Genomic DNA, 14,281 nt, shown 5'->3' with positions numbered 1-14,281 from the left:
ATATCTCGCTGCCCCATTATATTGAAGTATGACGGGGCAGGGCGTCAACATATTGTATGCTAATGTCTGTTTTAAAGATCAGTGTTTCCGATCGGTAAACAGTTTTCGCAGCGTCAGCCCTTGTGTGCTTCCTGCCAGCCACGCGGATCGTTCAGGAACACCTCGACGCCATCCAGCGTTTCCTGATCGAAGGCGCCTTGTGCTTTTGCCTCGGCCAACACATCCCACCATGTGCAAAGGTGGTGCAACTTCACCCCGTGATCGCCAAGTGTCTTTTCGGTTTCCGGGAAGATGCCGTAGTAGAAGATTACTGCGGTATGGCCGCAGGTCGCGCCGGTTTCACGGATCGCATCAACAAAGGACAATTTCGAGCCGCCATCGGTGGTCAGGTCCTCGACCAGCAAGACACGTTGACCTTCGCTCATCTCGCCCTCGATCCGTGCGTTGCGGCCATAACCTTTTGGTTTTTTACGCACATAGGTCATCGGTAGTGCCATGCGTTCTGCAACCAGTGCGCCAAAAGGAATGCCTGCGGTTTCACCGCCTGCAACGTTATCGAAAGCCTCAAACCCAGCATCACGCATGACTGTGACGGTCAGAAAATCCATCAGTGTCGATCGAATGCGCGGGAACGAGATCAGTTTGCGGCAATCAATGTAGGTTGGGCTTGGCAGGCCCGAGGCCAGCGTGAACGGCTCACGCGAATTGAAATGTACGGCCTTGATCTCCAGCAACATCCGCGCGGTCAGGCGGGCGATTTCGGTGCTATCGGGAAATGAACTGGGGATCATGGCAAGACCTCTGGGCTAAATGGCGTTGCGGGCTGATAGCCTGTCCTTGCAGGTGGTGTCGAGAGGGTTCGGCGCAAAAGAAAAGCGGGCCTCCCAAGAGACCCGCTTGTGCCCTTGCGGGCAGCAGAGCACGCCAAGGTGGGCTTAGCTGCTCATTTCGTAGGCGCGTTCCCCATGTACCGCGAGGTCGAGCCCGTTTGTTTCGGTCTCCGCGTCTACGCGAAGTGGGGTGATCAGTGCAACCACCTTGACCAACACAATCGTGACAACTGCCGTAAAGGCACCCACGATAACCAGCCCGCCCAACTGTGCAGTCCAGGTTCCCAGACCGAACAGAGCGATCATGATTGTACCGAAGATCCCGCCAACGCCATGTACTGCAAAGACGTCCAGAGTATCGTCGATCTTGAGCATGTTGCGCATGACATAGACGGCTTCCTGACACAGGATACCGGCCACTGCGCCGATGATCAGTGCCTGAACCGGTCCAACAAAACCTGAGGCCGGAGTGATCGACGCCAAACCAGCGATCGTGCCGGTGACGAGCCCGACCATCGAGGCCTTACCGAACCTGATACGCTCCCACAGCGCCCAGCTCAACGATGCAGTGGCAGCGGACAGGTGTGTAACGGTCATTGCCATGGCAGCACCACCATCGGCGGCCAGTTGCGAGCCGCCATTAAAGCCGAACCAGCCCACCCACAGCATTGCCGCGCCGATCATGACATAGCCGGGGTTGTGCGGCGGGGTGGTGCGGTTGCGACGCGGGCCGAGGATTACAGCTATGATCAGGGCTGCCAGACCAGCGGTTTCATGGACAACGATGCCACCCGCAAAGTCGCGAACGCCGATCTCACCCAATATGCCACCATCAGACAACATGCCTCCGCCCCAGATCCAATGAACGACGGGGGCATAACACAACAGCATCCAAAGACCCGAGAAGGTCAGGACAAACCCGAAGCCCACGCGTTCTACATACGCTCCGACGATCAGTGCAGGGGTGATGATGGCAAACGTCATCTGGAAGGCAAAGAACAGGACCTCGGGCAGGGTTCCCGCCAGGCTGTCTGCGTCGATGCCATTGAGGAAAGCCTTGTTGAGGCCGCCCCACATTCCGGATGGGTCATCGCCAAATGCGATGGAGTATCCGGCGACCAGCCACAAGATGCTCATCAAGCAGGCAATCGAAAAACAATGCATGAACACGCTGAGCACGTTGCGTGCCCGGACGAGCCCGCCGTAAAACAGCGCCAATCCTGGCAATGTCATGAACAGGACCAGCGCGGTTGCGACGATGATCCAGGCTGTATCGGCTCCGTTCATGGGCCGCTCTCCTCTTTTGCTTCAGGTGCGCCGGTTCATGACGTTTATTCACGAACCGGCGCTAAGTGAGTGGTGGTGCGAAGCGTTGAAGCGAACAGGAGACGAGGAAAAAAGAGGCGAGCAGCTTAAAACGCGCCTGTTTTGACGTCCTTTTTTTAAGTGGCGATAATTTCCGCGCAATATTGCGGCGGTCGCCTTATTTTTCATCGATGTCGGAAAGGCCCTTGGAGATCAGATCAAGTGCGTGATCGCGCGCAGCCCTGCGCACATTGTCCCGGCCGAGCGCGCCAAACTCGACAGTTTCTGTTCTGGTTGGGTGCCCTTGTACGGCCAGTCCGAAACAAACGCGGCCTTCGGGTTTGAACTCTGATCCGCCCGGTCCGGCAATACCGGTGATCGAAACCGAAAGCTGTGCCTGCGAGTGCGTCAGTGCGCCATCTGCCATTTCTCTGGCGACTTCTTCGGACACCGCACCATGTTCGGCGAGTGTCTCGGCGCTGACCCCCAACATCTCTTGTTTGGCGGTGTTGGTGTAGGTCACGAAGCCGCGTTCAACGACATCGGAACTGCCGGGGATGTCTGTCAGGGATGCAGCAACCATGCCACCCGTGCAGCTTTCCGCAGTCGAGATCATGACATTCAGCGCTTTGGCGCGTTCCAACAGGTCCGTTACGGTCACAGGCCCAATACTCCATGTGCGATGGCTGCAAGGATCATGACACCAATCGCAGCGAAGATCCCGGCGATGACATCATCCAGCATGACACCCAATGGGTCGCCGCGCCGGTCGGCCCATCCAATCGGACCGGGTTTAGTGATATCGAACAGGCGGAAGAGGATGAAACCGGCAACCCAACCGGGCCAAAGGGCGGTGATGTCGATCCCATGTGCCCAGGACGGGTAGGAAATTGCCCAAAGCGCGATGAACTGGCCTGCGACCTCGTCAATCACGATTTCCGAGGGGTCATGATCCTCTTGTCCTGCCGTCATAACACCGGTGGCCCAGATGCCGCCGACTATAACGGCGATGGTTGCCAGTGCCAGTAGGGGAAACCCTCCGATCGTGTGCAGTACCCAGACCATAGGCAGTGCGGCAAGTGACCCCCAAGTTCCCGGTGCCGGACGCAGATATCCGACGCCGCCGACAGTTCCGATCAGGCGCGCCGCGTTCATGATTTCACCAAACAGGCAGTGGCTACAGAAGCGATGCCCTCACTGCGGCCGGTAAAGCCTAGGCGTTCGGATGTTGTTGCCTTCACCGACACCTGATCTGCGCGTAACGCCATGATTCTGGACATTTCTTCACGCATTTCTTGCGCGTGGGGGCCGATCTTGGGGTATTCGCAGACCAGCGTGCAATCCACGTTGGAAATGCGATATCCCATTTGCTCGGCAAGCTCGACCGCGTGGCGCAGAAAGATCTCGCTGGCAGCACCTTTCCATTGTGGATCGGATGGCGGGAAGTGCTGGCCGATATCGCCCTGCGCCAAAGCGCCGTAGATTGCGTCCGTTACCGCATGCATGCCAACATCGGCGTCCGAATGACCCTGCAGACCCCGATCATGTGGGACTTTCACGCCACACAGGATCACGTGATCACCATCACCAAAACGATGCACGTCATACCCGTTGCCCAACCTTACATCCATATCCGTTCCCATTATGCGTTCTGCCCGGGCAAAATCCTCGGGCCTTGTGATTTTTAGATTGTCTGCGTCACCCGGCACGATCAGCACCTCGATACCTGCCGCACGTGCGACTTCGACATCATCTGCCGCTCCGCCCGGATGTGCGGTGTGTGCTGCGACGATCGCATCATATCGGAAGCCTTGCGGTGTCTGGGCTGCAAACAGGCCCGAACGATCCTGCGTTCCTGTCACCATGTTCTCGTCACCCGTCCAAAGCGCATCCGTTACGGCAAGGCCGGGTGCGGCAGCGGCGTGAGTTTCCAGCTCCACCAGAACGTTGCGGATGGTTTCCTCGCTGACGCAAGGGCGTGCAACATCGTGGATCAAAACCTGTGAGACGCTCTTGTCCGCCAGTGCCTGCAATCCATTGCGTACGGAACCCGCACGATCATTGCCGCCGGAGGCCAGCAACAGATCGCTGTCCCGGAATTCTTCCCATGCTTCGGTATCGTCGGGCGAGAGAACAAGAACGATATGGTCCACCACTCCTTTGAACCGGTTCAACGTCCAGTCGGCTACCCTTTTCCCGGCCAGAGCTCGCCATTGCTTGGGCGTGCCGCCTCCGGCGCGCTGTCCGCGTCCCGCGGCGACGATTATGGCGGCGGTGGTCATGTACGAAAACTCTCCTGTTTGATGCGCTTTGTTTAGGGGGCGGTGAATGCAGAGGCAATCACCTGCGTAAAGCTGCCTAAAAATTAGGCATATGATGATTTTGCGGGCTTGCGGGTCGCCGTTTTGTTGTTCATATGCGCAGAATTCGATATCAAATCTGCAACTGCCCAAGGATTAAGCACGTTGACCCTGCAACTCGCTGACAAAGATCTGAACCCGCCGGTCCTGCTGGCGCCGATGGCCGGAATCACGGATCGGCCATTTCGTGATCTCGTTATGCGCTTTGGCGCAGGGATGGTCGTAAGCGAAATGGTCGCCAGCCAGGAAATGGTACAGGCCAAACCCGGCGTGCGTGAGCGGGCTGAGCTGTCGGCAGACGTGGAAAACACGGCCGTACAACTGGCGGGGCGAGAGGCCCACTGGATGGCCGAAGCTGCGCGACAGGTTGCTGATCGGGGTGCGCGGGTGATCGACATTAACATGGGTTGCCCGGCCAAGAAGGTCACCAATGGGTATTCTGGCTCTGCGCTGTTGAAAACGCCGGATCACGCGTTGACCCTGATTGAGGCGGTCGTTGATGCCGTGGATGTACCGGTCACGCTGAAAACGCGGCTGGGTTGGGATGACAATCTGCTGAACGCCCCGGATGTCGCGCGCCGGGCGCAGGATGCAGGTATCCGCATGGTCACCATTCATGGCCGCACCAGATGTCAATTCTACAAGGGGCGTGCAGATTGGCAGGCAATCCGAGCGGTGAAAGACGCAGTTTCTATCCCGGTGATTGCCAATGGAGACATCATTGATACCGAAGCGGCCCGCACCGCTTTGACCCTTTCTGGCGCAGACGGTGTGATGGTCGGACGTGGCGCACAAGGAAAGCCATGGCTTTTGGCGCAAATCTGTCACGATCTTTACGGTCGCCCTGCGCCAGAGATCCCATTGGGTGAGGAACTGATCGAGATGGTCCGTGCGCATTATCAGGCAATGCTGGAGTTCTACGGAACCGATCTGGGCCTGCGCGTCGCACGTAAGCATCTTGGCTGGTACATGGATGAGGCTGGGACACCACCCGCGCTGCGCCGATCTGTATTGACCTCACGAGACACTGACGAGGTATTGCACCTGATCGGCGACGCGTTGTCTTGCAAAGCAGTGGTGGCGGCATGACGTCGGATCAGGAAATCTGGGCCTCTCTGCCGGTTCCGGCTTTTATCATCGATGGCGATGACCGCATCTCAGATGTGAATTCGTCAGCTGAGGGCTTTCTGAACGCATCCCGCAAATCCGTTGTTGGGCATCCGGTTTGGGATCAGATCGCAGTGGATGCCCCATTGGAGGAGGCGTTCCTAAGAGCACGAGAGCAGGGCACGCCGCTTTTCGTCAATGATGTTGATGTGGGATCGGGCAATCGCGCACCCTTGCAATGTGCTTTGCAGATCGCACCGATGGTCGGGCATCCCGGTTCGATGATCATGATCATTTCTCCCCGGGAACTGGCCGGGCGGATGACGCGGGGAAACACCGTTAAATCCGCGGCGCAATCGGCGATTGGCATGGCCGAGATGCTGGCGCATGAGATCAAGAATCCCTTGGCCGGGATCACCGGCGCAGCTCAGTTGTTGAGCATGAACATTGCGCCCCAAGATCTTGAACTTACAGATCTTATCGTTGAAGAAAGCCGCAGGATCGTGAAGCTTCTGGAGCAGGTTGAGCAATTTGGAAACCTGTCCCGGCCAGACTTCAAGCCAGTTAACATTCATGACGTTCTGGACCGCGCACGCCGATCTGCTTTGCTGGGATTTGGCGCGGATATGACGATCATCGAGGATTATGATCCCTCGTTGCCATTGGCCTACGGTGATCCGGATCAGTTTCTGCAAGTTGTGCTGAACCTGCTGAAGAACGCCTCAGAAGCCGCAGGTGCCGGTGGTGGTACGATCCGCCTGCGCACCTATTTCGAGCATTCGTTCCGTTTGCGGCGCAGCGATGGGTCTGGGCACTCACTGCCGTTGCAGATTGAGATCATAGATGATGGACCGGGCGTGTCCGAAGATATCATCAGCGATATTTTTGACCCGTTTGTTTCAGGCAAAGAAAATGGCACGGGTTTGGGTCTCGCATTGGTCAGCAAGATCATCTCAGACCACGATGGTTGGATTTCAGCGGAATCTGTACCGGGCCGAACCGTTTTCAAGCTGTCACTGCGGCGGGCACCGCGTCACGAACAATAGAGCCGTAACCGGCAAACAAAGGAGAGCACCTGATGGATGGTACAGTATTGGTTGCAGATGATGATCGCACGATCCGCACCGTTCTGACGCAGGCCCTGACGCGGGCCGGGTGCAAAGTGCATGCAACATCTTCGCTGACCACACTGATGCGTTGGGTAGGTGAGGGCAAAGGGGATGTCGTAATCTCGGACGTTGTCATGCCAGATGGTAACGGTTTGGAGATGTTGCCAAAAATCTCTCAGGATCGACCCGGGTTGCCGGTTATCGTGATCTCGGCCCAAAACACGATCATGACGGCGATCCAGGCGGCTGAGGCAGATGCGTATGACTATCTGCCCAAGCCGTTTGATTTGCCCGATTTGATGAAGCGAACGGCGCGTGCGCTTGAGCAGAAACAGCGCGCCCATCCCGAAGCAGCCGATGATCGCGTGGATAGTCCTGATGAACTGCCATTGGTTGGCCGTACGCCGGTCATGCAGGCGCTGTATCGTCTGGTTGCACGGGTGATGAATACTGATCTGTCAGTCATGATTTCTGGTGAAAGCGGGACGGGTAAGTCACTGATTGCGCGCGCTATTCACGATTTCTCTGACAGGCGTACATTGCCGTTTGTGACTGCAACGGCAGCTGATCTGCGGGATCTGGAGGGACCGGCGCGCGTGATGGCGCGGGTTCGTGGCGGGACGCTGTTGATTGATGAGATCGCGGATATAGATGACGAGGTGCAGGCGCGTATCGTACGAATGATGGATACGCCCGGCGATCATGTTCCGCGTTTTATGGCGACCAGCCAGACCGATTTGACCGAAGCGATGGAAAGCGGTCGGGTGCGCCAGGACCTGTACTATCGCCTGTGTGGGGCAACGGTTCATGTTCCATCCCTGCGGGAGCGAGTGGATGACATCACATTGCTGGCTGAGCACTTCCTGTCACGGGAAGAGCGTGAGAGCGGCACAAAACGTTGGCTCAGTCCCGAGGCAGTGGAATTGGTACGGCGCTATTCGTGGCCTGGAAATGTACGTCAGTTGGAAAACGCCATTCGCAGGCTCAGCCTGACCAGCCGCGCTGACGAAATCTCGCAGGCTGAGGTGGAAATGGTATTGGGCAGCCAACCCGAAGCTGAACCGGTTCTGGGAGATGGCGAGCGGGAAAAACTGTCATCCTCGGTGGCGCGTCATCTGCGACGTTACTTCGATCTTCACGGCAATATTCTTCCCCCACCGGGCTTGTACCAACGTATTTTGCGCGAGGTTGAGGCCCCTCTGATCGAAATCGCACTTGAGGCAACTGGCGGAAATCAGGCGAAATGTGCCGATTTGTTGGGGATCAACAGAAATACGCTGCGCAAAAAGATTACAGATCTCGATATTCAGGTGACACGCCGCCGCAAACTGATGTAATATCGCCACACAAACCGTGGCATCCGGGTTCGTACCCGGCAAGGACCACGATATATGGCGGTAAGCCGCGAGAGCGGCACATCAGGATGAGGGCAGACGGTGGCAACCCGGGCACAGAACCGGCCAATTCTATCGATTAATCGGTGGCGTAAGTCCCGAAAGATGCGCAATTTCGGCACCTTGGGCCTTGTGGTTCTTGGACCTGCACTTGCGTTGGCCACATATCTCGTAATCGGACCGTTTGATCTGGGTGCGACTGCGCCGACATTGCGTCTGATTCTCCTTGCCGACCTCGTTTACGTGCTGGTGGTCGCTGCGCTGGTTTTGGGGCAATTGGGCAGTCTTATCGCTGCGCGGCGCGCAAAATCGGCCGGATCAAGACTTCACCTGCGCCTGATCGGTGCATTTACGCTGCTTGCGCTGGTGCCGACGGTAACAGTGGCAATATTTGCCGGGCTGACGGTGAACATTGGCCTTGAAGGCTGGTTTTCAGATCGCGTCAGGCAGGTGGTAGGCTCGTCGCTTACGGCTGCCGAGGCCTATGAACTGGAGCACCGACAGGGTTTGACGCAGGACGCGACGGTGCTCGCTCGATTCCTTGATAATGCACGAACGCTGGATTTCTATATTTCTGATGCAGAGCTGCGCGAGGTGCTGGCGCAGGGGCAGGCGCAAATCCAGCGTGGTTTGCGTGAGGCTTATGTCATCGATGGTAGTGGCGAGATTCGGTCTCGTGGGGACCGTTCCTATCTGTTCAATTTCGAACCCCCGACGGCTGAACAGATAGTTGAGGCAGACGACAAAGGCCTGCTGATTATTGCGGACTGGTCGAACAATGAATTTCGCGCACTGGTTCCTTTGAAAGCCTACCTCGACCGGTACCTTTACGTCAGTCGCGATGTGGACGGCCAGCTGCTGACCTTGCTGGACGACACCAAAGAAACTGCACAGTTCTACCAGCAACTTGAGAGTGAACGGGGCAGGGTGCTGTTCGAATTCGGTCTTTTGTACCTAGGGTTTGCGTTGATCCTGATCCTTGCGGCCATGTCGCTGGGCATGTGGTTTGCCGAACGTCTGTCGCGCCCCGTTGGACGTCTGACCACAGCGGCTCAGCGCGTGGGGGCAGGCGATCTGAGTGTTCAGGTGATCGAAGAGGCCAATGACGACGAGATCGCCATGCTTGGCCGCTACTTCAACCAGATGACCCGCCAGTTGAAGGGCCAGCGGGATACACTGCTTGAAAATACGCGGCAGATTGAACGCCGCAGGCGCTTGTTTGACTCGGTGCTCAGTTCGGTGACATCTGGTGTTGTAGGGGTCGATCCCGACGGCTGTGTTACGTTTGTGAACCGTTCGGCTGAACGTTTGCTGGACTGGTCAGGGGGTGAACAGCACCTCGCGATCGGGATCGCCGTTCCGGAATTCTTGCCGCTGTTTGAATCTCTGCTTGAAGGCGGACAAGAAGCTGTTCAGGGCGAGGTGAAAGTAACCCGCAAAGGTCAGCTGGAAAATCTACTGGTCCGTATGGCAACACGTCGTGGAGAAGACGGCGGATTGGAAGGCTATGTTGTGGCCTTTGATGATGTGACCGATCTGGTCAGCGCCCAGCGGATGGCCGCGTGGGGGGATGTTGCCCGTCGCATCGCGCATGAGATCAAGAACCCGCTAACGCCCATCCAGTTGAGTGCAGAAAGGATCAAGCGCAAGTTCTCTCGCAAGCTTGATGAGGAGGATTGCGAAAGCCTCGAGTCTATGACCGATGTCATCGTTCGGCAAACCAATGACCTGCGCCGGATCGTGGACGAATTCTCGAAATTCGCACGGATGCCCGAGCCGGATCGGCACGAGGCGAATGTGGTTGATCTGGTTCGTGAGGCCGTTCTATTGCAGCAAGCAGGACAGCCGGATGTTCAGATTGATGCAGATCTGCCTGAAGAGCCCATTCTTGCCGATGTCGACGCGACGATGCTGAACCAGGCGCTGACGAATCTGATCAAGAATGCCGGTGAAGCCATTGGAACACTGAAAGAAAAAGGAGCGCCCGATAATCTGGCGCCGCAAATCAAGGTCTTAGTTTCCAGCGATGAGGCTGGAACCATCATCACCATAGCAGACAACGGAATAGGTTTACCTGAAGACAGGGCTCGGTTGTTCGAACCCTATGTGACAACACGCGATGAGGGGACCGGTTTGGGCCTGCCCATCGTGAAGAAAATTATCGAAGAACATGGCGGTGCGCTGACTTTGGAAGATGCGCCCGTATTTGACGGACAGGACCATTTTGGCGCGATGGCCGTGATCCGTTTGCCGGGGGCCAGTATTTCCCCCGCCGTCGCGCCACAGAAGCAGGCAATTGATATAAACAAGCTGAAAGCAGGCCAAAGATGAGCGACATTCTGATCGTAGATGACGAACGCGATATTCGCGAACTGGTGTCCGACATTCTGGAGGACGAAGGCTATTCCACCCGGCTGGCTGGCAACTCGGACGAGTGCATGGCCGCCATCAACTCAGAGCCACCAGGGCTCCTGATCCTTGATATCTGGCTGAAGGACAGCCGTATGGACGGGATCGATATTCTCAAGGCAGTTAAGCGCGACAATCCGGATGTGCCGGTGGTGATCATATCGGGGCATGGCAACATTGAAATTGCCGTCGCTGCGATCAAGCAGGGCGCTTACGATTTCATCGAAAAGCCTTTTAATATCGACCAGCTCATGGTGGTCATCCGCCGCGCGATGGAAACCTCGCGCCTGCGCCGTGAAAATGCGTCGCTCAAGCGGAAAGAGGTCAGCAGCTCGGACATGATCGGCAAATCGGCCTCGTTCCGGGCAATGCAAGGGCAGCTGGACAAAGTCACGAAGTCCAATGGTCGCGTGATGCTGAGCGGTCCGGCCGGTTCGGGCAAGGAAATTGCTGCGCGATACATCCATGCGCATTCCAATCGGGCAAATGCTCCGTTCGTCACGGTGAATTGCGCGGGTGTTGAGCCGGAACGGATGGAAGAGGTTTTGTTCGGACGCGAATCCTCAGAGCGGGGGGTAGAATCCGGGTTGCTGGAGGAGGCGCATGGCGGTGTCGTCTATTTTGACGAAGTGGCCGATATGCCGCTGGGAACGCAATCCAAGATCCTGCGGGTATTGGTGGATCAGCAGTTCCAGCGGGTAGGTGGAACCGACAAGGTGCGGGTAGACCTGCGGGTCATCTCGTCGACCAACCGGGATCTTGATGACGAGATTGCAGCCGAACGGTTCCGGGAAGAACTGTATCATCGTCTGAATGTGGTACCGGTAGCCGTGCCTTCGCTAGAAGAACGGCGCGAGGATATTCCGGTTCTGGCGCAGCATTTCATCGAAATGTGCAATGAAACCCAAGGCCTGCCGATCCGCGAGTTGTCGGACGAGGCGGTCGCCCTGTTGCAGACGATGACTTGGCCCGGAAACGTGCGTCAGCTGAAAAACCTGATCGAGCGTGTTCTGATCCTTGGTGACGGTACTGGCCCGATTGAGGCACGCGAATTGCCGAATGAAGAGGAAAAAGCCGAAGACTCGGGTCGCGTTGTCCTGTCCGGTGCATTGGCCACGTTGCCATTGCGTGAGGCTCGCGAGGCATTTGAACGTGAGTATCTGCTGACCCAGATCAACCGGTTTGGTGGTAATATCAGCCGCACCGCAAGCTTTGTCGGCATGGAGCGCAGTGCGCTGCACCGCAAACTAAAGTCGCTGGGTGTTGTCACGTCGAACAAATCCGGTGCGCGGGTCGCGCATATGGATGAGCCCGAACCGGCTGAGTAACTGGGCGGGCTTTTACGCGATCAGGTCTGGTGCAACCCGATTGATGGCTGCACCCACCTGCATCGTTTCGAAAGGCTTGGTACCAATGGTTGCAAATATGGCAGAGACCGGGATGGCCAAAACGGTGGGTTACCCCGCATTTGGAAGCCGTCTCAAACGGCTTCGCCGATCAATCGGGCTGAAACAGTCGGCGCTTGCCGACTTGCTTGAGGTCGACCAAACCACGATTTCGAGATGGGAGAATGGACAGCAGGCGCCGGGCCCTCATCTTCAGCAGGCGGTTTTCACGGCACTGGGGCCAACAAGATCGGAAGATGCTGCCCTCAAGCGACTGGTCATGAATTCCACGGACTGTATCCATCTGGTGGAGGAAGCCAGCCACATCTGCCTCGCATATTCGGCTAGTCGCGCCAATGATTGGAAAACCAGCCAGCGTGCGTTGCTAGGGGTATCTCTTTGGCAGTTCGCTACAGACGAAATTCAGCAAGCTGAGGCCGAACTGAAAGACGAAGGGTGGTGGGATCTGCAAACGCCAGCGCCAAAGGCGTTTCTGACGTCCGAAGCGCTGCATGATGAAATCAGGATCAGCGCCGGGCAGATCATTTGGGAGCGCCTTTACCTATCTGACGGAACACCCGTTCGGCTGGTCAGCGGGGCTCGGATCAGCGGCGCATAATTTATGCGTTCCTGCAGCCCGATGGACGCTGTAGACCTGCCACATGAATCCATCGCTTCGAATATTCCTGCAGGTCATTCTGCTTTGGTGCGCGGGACTGGGTGCTGCAACCCAGTTCGCCAAGATCGCGGTGCCATTTGCCGATGTTGGCCTGCTTTATCCCGCACATGCGGATGCGATTGGCTGGCTGTTGTCGATCATCAGCCTGATGGGTGCTGTTCTGGGTGCAACTTCGGGGGCGATCACCGGCTGGGTCGGTCCAGTGCGTCTGTTGATTGCCGGTCTCGTGCTCGGTGGTGCGATCTCATTGGTTCAGGTTATGCTTCCCGGATTTCAGTTGATGTTGGCTAGCCGAGTTGTCGAAGGATTGTCTCATCTGGCCATTGTTGTTGCCGCACCAACTCTGATCGCCCAGATCACGCAAGGCAAAGCACGAAACGTAGCGATGGTGTTGTGGAGTACCTTCTTTGGCGTAGCGTTCGCGATGAATGCTTGGTTCGGGCTGCCATTTGTAGATCAGTTCGGTTTACCCGCTTACTTTGCTCTACACGGTGCTCTCATGTTGGTGATGGCCGGATTGATTGGCTTATGTCGCCTGAAGGTATGTATAGGATCGTCGGAAGGCGCGAGTTGGGGGCTATCCGCATTTGTCGATGCTCATCTACGGACCTATCGCTCTCCATTTATCTCAGCTCCGGCACTTGGATGGTTTTTCTACACGCTGACCTTCGTATCACTCCTGGCGATCCTGCCCGGGCGATTGCCAGAAGAGCAGGGAGCGTCAGTCGCTGCCTTGATGCCGCTGGCCGGGATCGTTTTGTCATGGTTGCTGGTGCCGATCCTGTTGACAGTCTTCTCTTGCGTAACCGTGGTCAATCTTGGTTTTGGACTAGGCATAGTGGCCATCCTTTCCTTGTTTATGGGGGCACCGCTGGCACTGGTCTGTATCGCGTTGTTCGCAGTACTTGGGCTGGTGCAGGGCGGCAGTTTTGCAGCCGTTCCGGAGCTGAATGAAGCCGCCGAGGATCAGGCGCTGAGCTATGGCGCGATGGCCCAGATGGGAAATGCGGGCAATCTGCTTGGCACTCCGATCCTATTGGCGGTGCTTTGGCGTGTGGATGAGGCGGGAATGTTTATTGCGGTCGCTGGGTTCTATGCAGCTGCAGTCATTGTGCACATCCTACTAGGGCAGCGACGCAAGCGTGCATTGGCCGCTTTGGGCTGAGCGATCACTCTGGGAAACCTATCCGGCTTGTCCGGGCGTGATGATCTGGAATGAACCGTCGTCGAATTTCACGAAACATGAGGCGCTGCTGAGTGGCGGTAGCTTGGTTGTTCGAACCGGCGCAACCTTGGATTTCACCCCAGATTTACAGGGCGGCAGGCTGACAGGGCGATAGCCTTTCTGTGCCATACATTGTGCTTCGACCGTGTTTCGCAAGTCCTGGTTGACGTCAACTGTGTAAACATTGCCGGGCTGCCACCAACCCGGTGTTCGATAGCAATAGCCTCTTCCATCGCAATAGGTTCTGCCAGGCCAATAGACCGGTGGATTCTGTCTGATCTGATTTGCTACCGGTGCGTCCTTGAGTGCCTGCACCTGACATTGCGTGGTTTCCGTTTGCATACGAGATACGGATTCACCTTCGCGGTAATACAGCGAAAGCGGGCCGCACGAGGCGAGCACCATCAGGGGGATAAGCAAACGAAGCACTGTTTTCATATGCTTATCTTGCCTCACCTGTCTGTCCATGACAATTCAA

General features: G+C 56.7%; 13 protein-coding genes. 7 read left to right on the top strand and 6 right to left on the bottom strand.

Annotated elements, in window-relative coordinates:
* Positions 1-113: 113 nt before the first annotated feature.
* The 5 genes from GOX61_RS01400 to GOX61_RS01380 form a co-directional block, all read right to left on the bottom strand.
* The gene (locus GOX61_RS01400) at positions 114-791 is read right to left on the bottom strand and encodes an orotate phosphoribosyltransferase (protein ID WP_170330693.1); all 678 of its coding nucleotides are present in this window, start codon (positions 789-791) and stop codon (positions 114-116) included.
* A 144-nt stretch (positions 792-935) separates the two neighbouring features.
* Complete coding sequence (locus GOX61_RS01395) at positions 936-2,117, bottom strand: ammonium transporter (protein WP_170330692.1); 1,182 nt, start codon at positions 2,115-2,117, stop codon at positions 936-938.
* A 196-nt stretch (positions 2,118-2,313) separates the two neighbouring features.
* Complete coding sequence (locus tag GOX61_RS01390) at positions 2,314-2,796, bottom strand: CinA family protein (RefSeq protein ID WP_170330690.1); 483 nt, start codon at positions 2,794-2,796, stop codon at positions 2,314-2,316.
* Positions 2,793-3,290 carry a phosphatidylglycerophosphatase A family protein gene (locus tag GOX61_RS01385; RefSeq protein ID WP_170330688.1) on the bottom strand — a complete coding sequence of 166 codons (498 nt, stop codon included), beginning with the start codon at positions 3,288-3,290 and terminating at the stop codon, positions 2,793-2,795. Before GOX61_RS01385 ends, GOX61_RS01390 begins: the two co-directional genes overlap by 4 nt.
* Complete coding sequence (locus GOX61_RS01380; protein WP_170330686.1) at positions 3,287-4,417, bottom strand: bifunctional 2-C-methyl-D-erythritol 4-phosphate cytidylyltransferase/2-C-methyl-D-erythritol 2,4-cyclodiphosphate synthase; 1,131 nt, start codon at positions 4,415-4,417, stop codon at positions 3,287-3,289. The genes GOX61_RS01385 and GOX61_RS01380 overlap by 4 nt, the downstream gene beginning before the upstream one ends.
* Before the next feature lie 183 nt (positions 4,418-4,600).
* Between GOX61_RS01380 and dusB the strand changes: the two genes are divergently transcribed.
* The 7 genes from dusB (at position 4,601) to GOX61_RS01345 (ending at position 13,743) form a co-directional block, all read left to right on the top strand.
* Positions 4,601-5,584: a tRNA dihydrouridine synthase DusB gene (gene dusB / locus GOX61_RS01375; protein WP_437436571.1), complete on the top strand. Its 984-nt coding sequence runs from the start codon at positions 4,601-4,603 to the stop codon at positions 5,582-5,584.
* A complete protein-coding gene (locus GOX61_RS01370; RefSeq protein WP_170330682.1) occupies positions 5,581-6,648 on the top strand; it encodes a two-component system sensor histidine kinase NtrB in 1,068 nt (355 codons plus the stop codon). The genes dusB and GOX61_RS01370 overlap by 4 nt, the downstream gene beginning before the upstream one ends.
* Before the next feature lie 32 nt (positions 6,649-6,680).
* Positions 6,681-8,048, top strand: a complete 1,368-nt coding sequence (locus tag GOX61_RS01365; RefSeq protein ID WP_155147213.1) for a response regulator — start codon at positions 6,681-6,683, stop codon at positions 8,046-8,048.
* 162 nt (positions 8,049-8,210) lie between these two features.
* Positions 8,211-10,436 carry a sensor histidine kinase NtrY-like gene (locus tag GOX61_RS01360; protein ID WP_217353739.1) on the top strand — a complete coding sequence of 742 codons (2,226 nt, stop codon included), beginning with the start codon at positions 8,211-8,213 and terminating at the stop codon, positions 10,434-10,436.
* Positions 10,433-11,842, top strand: coding sequence for a nitrogen assimilation response regulator NtrX (gene ntrX, locus GOX61_RS01355; RefSeq protein WP_155147211.1), 1,410 nt, complete (start codon positions 10,433-10,435; stop codon positions 11,840-11,842). The genes GOX61_RS01360 and ntrX overlap by 4 nt, the downstream gene beginning before the upstream one ends.
* Before the next feature lie 43 nt (positions 11,843-11,885).
* Positions 11,886-12,518 (top strand): helix-turn-helix domain-containing protein, encoded by a 633-nt coding sequence (locus GOX61_RS01350; protein WP_254436713.1) that lies wholly within the window; start codon positions 11,886-11,888, stop codon positions 12,516-12,518.
* 43 nt (positions 12,519-12,561) lie between these two features.
* Positions 12,562-13,743, top strand: a complete 1,182-nt coding sequence (locus GOX61_RS01345) for an MFS transporter (RefSeq protein ID WP_170330678.1) — start codon at positions 12,562-12,564, stop codon at positions 13,741-13,743.
* A gap of 18 nt (positions 13,744-13,761) precedes the next feature.
* On the opposite strand, the gene GOX61_RS01340 is transcribed toward GOX61_RS01345, so the two are convergent.
* On the bottom strand, positions 13,762-14,241 hold the full coding sequence (locus GOX61_RS01340) for a hypothetical protein (RefSeq protein WP_170330677.1): 480 nt from the start codon (positions 14,239-14,241) through the stop codon (positions 13,762-13,764).
* Positions 14,242-14,281 lie beyond the last annotated feature (40 nt).

Source organism: Ruegeria arenilitoris, assembly GCF_013030265.1.
Classification (GTDB): Bacteria; Pseudomonadota; Alphaproteobacteria; order Rhodobacterales; family Rhodobacteraceae; genus Ruegeria; species Ruegeria arenilitoris_E.
Note: the sequence above shows the minus strand (reverse complement) of the source record. Positions and strands in the feature narration are given on the sequence as shown.

Bases quoted from the DNA above. Each gene is read 5' to 3' on its own strand.
- GOX61_RS01400 (WP_170330693.1), bottom strand. From the start codon at position 791: ATGATCCCCAGTTCATTTCCCGATAGCACCGAAATCGCCCGCCTGACC.
- GOX61_RS01395 (WP_170330692.1), bottom strand. From the start codon at position 2,117: ATGAACGGAGCCGATACAGCCTGGATCATCGTCGCAACCGCGCTGGTC.
- GOX61_RS01385 (WP_170330688.1), bottom strand. From the start codon at position 3,290: ATGAACGCGGCGCGCCTGATCGGAACTGTCGGCGGCGTCGGATATCTG.
- GOX61_RS01380 (WP_170330686.1), bottom strand. From the start codon at position 4,417: ATGACCACCGCCGCCATAATCGTCGCCGCGGGACGCGGACAGCGCGCC.
- GOX61_RS01370 (WP_170330682.1), top strand. From the start codon at position 5,581: ATGACGTCGGATCAGGAAATCTGGGCCTCTCTGCCGGTTCCGGCTTTT.
- GOX61_RS01365 (WP_155147213.1), top strand. From the start codon at position 6,681: ATGGATGGTACAGTATTGGTTGCAGATGATGATCGCACGATCCGCACC.
- GOX61_RS01360 (WP_217353739.1), top strand. From the start codon at position 8,211: ATGCGCAATTTCGGCACCTTGGGCCTTGTGGTTCTTGGACCTGCACTT.
- ntrX (WP_155147211.1), top strand. From the start codon at position 10,433: ATGAGCGACATTCTGATCGTAGATGACGAACGCGATATTCGCGAACTG.
- GOX61_RS01350 (WP_254436713.1), top strand. From the start codon at position 11,886: ATGGCTGCACCCACCTGCATCGTTTCGAAAGGCTTGGTACCAATGGTT.
- GOX61_RS01345 (WP_170330678.1), top strand. From the start codon at position 12,562: ATGAATCCATCGCTTCGAATATTCCTGCAGGTCATTCTGCTTTGGTGC.
- GOX61_RS01340 (WP_170330677.1), bottom strand. From the start codon at position 14,241: ATGAAAACAGTGCTTCGTTTGCTTATCCCCCTGATGGTGCTCGCCTCG.